This is a genomic window from Pirellulales bacterium (assembly GCA_036267355.1).
In the GTDB taxonomy this organism is placed as follows: Bacteria; Planctomycetota; Planctomycetia; order Pirellulales; family DATAWG01; genus DATAWG01.
Genome location: DATAWG010000044.1, coordinates 22,853 through 29,573, shown reverse-complemented (window position 1 = coordinate 29,573; position 6,721 = coordinate 22,853). Strand labels below are relative to the sequence as shown.

The window sequence follows — 6,721 nt, the reverse complement described above, 5'->3', positions numbered from 1 at the left end:
GGTTAAATCTGCCTGCTTTAGTGGAACATCCCGTTGTTGCGGTCGCCGTTTGAGAGCAAGTAGGCCATCAAGTCGAGCACTTCGTCTTGCGTCAGCGTGTCGAGCAGGCCGGTGGGCATCGGCGAGATCGGCGAAGCACGCATCGATTCGATGTTGTGGCGATGGATGGCCACCTGCTCGTCGGGCGCAAGCAAATTTGGGGCAACCATGATCGAGTCGCCGGAGAAATTGGAGATCCTTCCGACCACCGTGCGGCCATCGGCAAGGACGAAAATTGTCGCTCGATATTGATCGGCGATGACCTTGCTCGGCTCGACTACCGATTCCAAAAGATCGTGAACGTTGAATCGGCCGGAGCAGCCGGTCAGGTCTGGCCCGACCGTCGTTCCTTCGGATTGGAAGCGATGGCAACGGAAGCAATTGGCCGCGGCAAACATCTCATGGCCGCGGTCGAAATTGCGGTGTTTCAGGCCGGCCTGAATCAACGGCAGCACCTCGGCCATCGTATACTTCTTCACGAATGGCCGCGGCGGCATCAGCGGCGCGCTGGCCCGCGGCCGATCCTTGAGAACCTCTGCCAGCGCCGTCTTCTCGTCTGCCGATAAATGTCGGACGGCGTCGGCTTTCATTTCGCGCAGGTAGCCGGGGAAGCTATGACCGCCGCGGAATTCCGCCGCACGCTGAAACCATTCGAACAGGGCCTTGCGGTTGGCCATCGTCCAACCGGTTTCCGCCGTCCGCAGCACGTAGGCGAGCCAGATCTGCTCCTCCTGCGACTGCGCGGTTTTCAAAAGCGCGATCGATTTTGCAACGGCATCCGGAGCGTCGAGATACACCAGCACCGCGCTTAGCTCGCGATCGGCATCGACATCGTGGGCCGGAAATGCTTCATCAAGCCGGTCGATCACCGACTTGGCAATGCCGGTGTCGGGCTTGCCCATCCGCGCGAAGGCCAGTTCGTAGGCTCGCAGCAACTCCAAGCGTCGATCATGGCCGAGCGAATTCCAATCCAAGCGATTCAAGGCGGCAACGATCGCGGGCTCCGCGGTCTTGTCGCCGCAACGAGCCAGCGCCACCATTGCCGTGAGCAGCGATTCAGGATCTTTTTCCGCGAGCGCTTTGTCTTGCCAATCTGAAACCGGTTGAAATTCGATCGCCGTTCGCGCGGCCCAGCGGATGAAGCGGTCGGTGCTGCCGAGATGCGGCCACGCCGCGGCGACGGCATTCGGGTCTGCGTGCCCGTGAAACGCTTCAAGCTGGTGGCGAAGGTCGCGAGCTTTTTCGGCCTCGGCGTTTGGCTGGGGCTTGGCAGGGGCGGTCGATTCGCTCCCGGTGTAGGTTACCCGGTAGAGGCCCGACTGTGTTCGCCGGCCGCCGATCGTGAAATACAGGGCGCCGTCGTGCCCCACCGCCAGATTGGTCACCGGCAGCGGCTGGCCGGAGACGAACCGCTCGGCAGTACCGCGATAGGACGAACCGTTCGGCTCAAGGTGCACGGCGTAGATCACCCCGTAGGTCCAGTCGAGGATGTAGAGGGCTTGCTGGTATTTGGCGGGAAACTTCGTGCCGTAGCCAAACGCGACGGCCGTCGGCGCCCCGAGGCCGATGTTGACTGCTGCCGGCAAGTTGTCGGGATAATAGCTGGGAAATTTGCCCGAGCCGTTTCGCCAGCCCGAATCCGAGCCGCTCGTGAGATGGCAAACACGCGTCGGCCGATACCACGGCAAGCCAACGTCCCATTCCATGTCGTTGTCGTAGGTGAACAGATCGCCGAACGTGTTGAAGGCGATGCCATAGCAATTGCGCATGCCGATGGCGGTGAGTTCCCACGTTTTGCCGTCGGGATCAGTTCGGCAAACCCAGCCGCCGGGAGCCAACAGGTTCGCGGCAAAGCCGTTGCCGTCGGGCAATCGCTTGAGCAACTGATCTTCGCCCCAAATCTTTGGGACCACCGATTTTTCAGGGTCGGGCGTGCGCGTGAAATTTCCGGCCACGATGTACAGCGATTTGCCGTCGGGGCCGAGAATCACCGAGTGCGGGCCGTGCTCCCCGCCGCCGTTGAGCCGGCGCAGCAGTTCGACGCTGTCGAACTGGCCGTTGCCCTTCGTATCGCGCAGGCGATAGAGGCCTTGCGGCTTCTTGACTCGTTCGCTCTCGACGACGTACAGGCTGTCGAACGCATAGAGCAAGCCTTGTGCGCCGCCGATGTCGGCCTCGAGTTTTTCCACGTCGATCGGCCCAGTGCTGCCGATCGGCGGCGGCGTGACGCGGTAGAGCGAACCGTATTGGTCGCAGGTGATCAGCCGGCCTTTGTCGTCGACGGTCATGCTGACCCACGAGCCTTGCTTGGCCGCGGGAACGGAATAGAGCCGTTCGACCTTGAAGCCGGGGAGCGATTGGATCGCGTCGAGCGGCGTGGCTTCGAGAGCGGGCCCAGTTTCAACCGGATGTTTCTTCGAATTCTTGCCGGCGGCGCGCGCTTGATTGCTCGTCGAGGTGAGAACGAACAACAGAGCAGCGCCAAACAGGGCGACCAATAGACCAAGGGCGGCGATTCGCTTCATGGGGACAGCGCTCGGGAGGGGGGATGATTGGGAGGGCGGGATCGGAACCACTCAGTCTATCTTGGCCCAAACGAGAATTCCACCGCTACAAGAGTTGCCGCGCCATGGCGCCGAAAGCGTAAGCGTCTCGAAAGTCGGCGGAAAATCTGCTCTGATAAAGCTGGCGTCGCAAAAGGGGCGAACCATTGCTACAGCTTGAGGCCTGTAATGACCGAGGTCCAGCGGCGCGAGACGAAAGTTAGCCAGCAACAGGATGCGGAAGCCCTACGGATTTACGCGCTGTGGGGCCAGCGTTCGACAACGCACGAATGCCGTCCCTGTGCCGTTGGGCAGGCAAGTCGGGTGTTGCCAGAACGGCAGGATCGGATGTAAGCTAATCGCACGAAACGGACGCCTCGTCCAATCGGCGGTTTCCGCCCCCAGATGATTCACCGCCTGAAAAGGGAGTTTCCCGCGTGTTAGTCGCCGCATCCACCGAATGTTTTCCGGATTTGTCCCACGAGGAAGCGCTGCAGCGGCTCGTGGATTTGGAATTCACGAACGTCGAAATCGCGATCAAAGAGGCCGGCAAACAACTGAAGCCGTCGCAGGTTCTGGCCGATTTGGAACGGGCCGTGGCCGTCTGCCGCGACACGCACCGGCTCACTCCCGTGGCCTACGATGTCGACATCGCGCCAGGCGACGATTACTACAAGCAATTCGCCGCCTGCTGCCGGTTGGCCAAAGCCACCAAGGTGGTGACGATCACCGTGCCCGGGGCCGAGCTTGGCACGCCCTTCAATGCCGAAATCGAACGCCTCCGCGAATTGGTGTCGATCGCTTCGGGCGACGGCGTGTTGGTGGGCGTGAAAACCGAGGTCGGCCGAATCACGCAAGATCCCGACACGGCAATCGTCCTCTGCGGCAATGTGAAAGGCTTGGGCATCACCCTGGATCCGAGCCATTTCATCTTCGGTCCGCACAAGGGAGCCAACTACGAACACGTGTTCAAGCACGTTTACCATGTCCACCTCCGCGACACCCGCAAAGATGCTTTTCAGGTTCGTGTCGGCCAGGGGGAGATCGAATACGGCCGGCTCGTGACCCAGCTCAGCATGGTCCACTACCAGCGGGCCCTTTCGGTGTGCATCAAGCCGATGGCGGAGGTCGACCACGTCGGCGAACTGCGCAAGATGCGGCTCCTGCTCGAAAGCCTACAGTAGGCAGGCTGTGAGGCTTGAAACTGCGAGGCTATTAGGACGCACAAGCGGCGTGGTTCCTTGTCCTCGTCTCTTCGTCCTCATGGCCTCACAGTCTCAAAGCCTCACAGTCTCAAAGCCTCACTGTCTCAAAGCCTCACTGTCTCAAAGCCTCACAGCCTCTCGTGCCATGCCCCCGGCCATCTCCACTTCGCTGCTCACTCCCGAGCTATTGGTGCAGCTCGAGCGGCTGGAGTTGATTAGCCGCAAGATTTTTCGGGGGCGGATGAAAGGCGAGCGGCGGAGCACGCGGAAGGGGCAGAGCGTCGAGTTCGCCGATTTCCGCGGTTACGTGCCCGGCGACGATCTGCGGTTCATCGACTGGAACACCTATGCCCGGCTCGACCGCCTGTTCCTGAAAATGTTTCTTGAGGAAGAAGATTTGCATTTCTTCGCGCTCATCGACGCTAGCGCTTCGATGGATTTCGGGCATCCCACGAAGTTGCAGTACGCCAAGCAGCTCGCGGCCGCGCTCGGCTTCATCGGGCTTGCCCGGGCCGACCGCGTGCGGATTGAAACGCTCGGGCAATCGGTCCGGCATCCAGGCCCCGCGCTTCGCGGCCGACAAAGCCTGCGGCGAATGATCGATTGGCTCGATTCGATCTCGTGCGGAGAAAAGATTTCACTCGCCGACGGCGTGAAAAACTTTTGCATTCGCAACTCGGGCAAAGGGATCTTGGTGCTCATCACCGACCTGATGGACAAGCAGGGCTATGAGACCGCCCTGCGCTACTTGCTCGCGCAGCAGATGGATGTTTACGTGATTCAAACGCTGAGCGTCGAAGAAATCGAGCCGGAGATCACGGGCGATTTGCGGCTCGTGGATTGCGAAGACGGCGACGAGGCGGACATCACCGTCAGCGCGCCGCTGATGGCTCGCTACAAGAAAACCGTTGAAGCGTTTGTCGACGGCGCTCGCACGTTTTGCAATCGTCGCGGCATGTCGTATCTCTTGGCCCGCAACGATGTGCCGGTCGACCAAATGGTGCTCGGCTATCTGCGCCGCCGCGGCTTGGTGAAGTAGAGCAGGCGCGATCGCCGTTGCCGTGCGACCGTCGATCGTGTGCCACTGGCAAGGGAAGTCTACCAATGCGAGCGCCACGTGGGGCAGGGGCCCCCAAGGATCGTCGCCGTTCGGCCCCGTTCGAAGCGGCGAAGTCAAACCGCGCATCGGCACTGGCCGACTGCGCTGGCCAGCGGCACACGCCACAGGGGGCAATGCCAGTTTGAAACGCGCGTGTGTCTTCCGCAAGAGAATGCGGTTCGACCCTTGCAATTGGGTTGCCGCTAGCGCAAGATTTCCTCCAGCAGCAGGATCCCACGGCGAAGCCTCGGTTTCGCCCGGGCGCCCGGCTGTCCCGCCCCAAGGAAAGATCCCACCATCCCTGCTCACCATCTTTGGAGGAGAACCGCGATGTCGCGCACGCCCCGTTATCTTGTTCTTGTACTCACGCTTGCGATTGGCTGTTGGGCCGGCGCCGCCATGGCGGCCGTGAAATTGCCGACCATCATTGGCGGCGACATGGTATTGCAACAGGGTTGCCCGGTGCCGATTTGGGGTTGGGCCGACAAAGGGGAAGAGGTGACGGTCAATTTTGCCGGCCAATCCGTCAGCGGCAAGGCGGGCGACGACGGCCGCTGGGAAGTCAAGCTCGCCAAGCTCGAAGCCACGCCCAATGAAAAGCCGCTGGAAATGACCATTAAAGGCTCGTCGGGCGAGCCGATCACGCTGAAGAATATCCTGGTTGGTGAGGTGTGGATTTGCTCGGGGCAGTCGAACATGGAAATGGGAATCGGCATCGCCCAAAACGCTCCCGCGGAAATCAAGGCCGCCGATTATCCCAATATCCGCCTATTTACGGTCACGAAATCAAAGGTCCGCGAACCCGCCAGCGACGTGAAGGGGAGTTGGGCGGAGTGCAATTCGAAGACGATCTCGACCGGCGGCTGGGGCGGTTTTTCGGCCGCGGCTTACTACTTCGGCCGCGATCTGTATAAGAAGCTCAAGGTTCCGGTGGGCCTGATTCACACTTCGTGGGGCGGCACCGCCGCCGAGCTTTGGACCAGCAAGAAAGCACTCGAAGCGAATCCGCTGCTCAAAGACCTGGCCGGTCACGGCGAAAATTCGTCGCTCTACAACGGCATGATCGCTCCGCTGGTGCCGTTCGCGATTCGTGGCGCCATCTGGTATCAGGGCGAGGCCAACGTCGGCCGGGCCGCCCAATATCGCGAGCTGCTTCCGACGATGATCCGCAATTGGCGCAGCGAATGGAAGCAGGGCGACTTCCCGTTCGGAGTCGTTCAAATTGCTCCCTTCGATTATCACGGCGGCATTCCCGAAGCCGAACTTTGGGAATCGCAGGTTTACACCGCGGAATCGGTGCCGAACACCGGCCTCATTACGACGATGGACATCGGCGAACTGAAAAACATCCACCCCAAAAACAAGCAGGAAGTGGGCCGGCGGCTGGCGATGTGGGCGCTGGCAAAAGTGTACGGCGAAAACGTCGAGTATTCCGGACCGATCTACAAGTCGATGGAAATCGATGGCGACAAGATCAAGATTTCCTTCGACCATCTCGATGGCGGATTGAAATCGCGCGACGGCAAGCCGCTCACGGAATTCACGATCACCGGCCCGGACGGCAAATTCCAGCCGGCTAAGGCCGAGATCGAGGGTTCGACTGTCGTGGTCGAGAGCGACAAGGTGTCGAATCCCGTGGCCGTGCGCTTCGCATTCCACGATACGGCACAGCCAAATCTCGAAAGCAAAGAAGGCCTGCCGGCAGTCCCCTTCCGAACCGACAGCGGATTGCCACCGGTCCGCACCGAGCAGCCCGGCACCGCAGCAAAAACGCCGAAATCCGCAAAGTGAAGGCGTAATTTCGACGTAAACCGACTTTCAAACGATGCAAGTCT

At 60.7% G+C, this 6,721-nt stretch carries 4 protein-coding genes; 3 read left to right on the top strand and 1 reads right to left on the bottom strand.

Annotated features, from left to right (window positions below; translation table 11 throughout):
- Positions 1–17 precede the first annotated feature (17 nt).
- The gene (locus tag VHX65_07760) at positions 18–2,564 is read right to left on the bottom strand and encodes a heme-binding protein (GenBank protein HEX3998428.1); all 2,547 of its coding nucleotides are present in this window, start codon (positions 2,562–2,564) and stop codon (positions 18–20) included.
- A 455-nt stretch (positions 2,565–3,019) separates the two neighbouring features.
- Between VHX65_07760 and VHX65_07755 the strand changes: the two genes are divergently transcribed.
- The 3 genes from VHX65_07755 (at position 3,020) to VHX65_07745 (ending at position 6,677) form a co-directional block, all read left to right on the top strand.
- Positions 3,020–3,766, top strand: a complete 747-nt coding sequence (locus VHX65_07755) for a sugar phosphate isomerase/epimerase (GenBank protein ID HEX3998427.1) — start codon at positions 3,020–3,022, stop codon at positions 3,764–3,766.
- 166 nt (positions 3,767–3,932) lie between these two features.
- Positions 3,933–4,826 (top strand): DUF58 domain-containing protein, encoded by an 894-nt coding sequence (locus tag VHX65_07750; GenBank protein ID HEX3998426.1) that lies wholly within the window; start codon positions 3,933–3,935, stop codon positions 4,824–4,826.
- Positions 4,827–5,216: 390 nt separating this feature from the next.
- Positions 5,217–6,677, top strand: coding sequence for a sialate O-acetylesterase (locus VHX65_07745; GenBank protein ID HEX3998425.1), 1,461 nt, complete (start codon positions 5,217–5,219; stop codon positions 6,675–6,677).
- Positions 6,678–6,721: the final 44 nt, after the last annotated feature.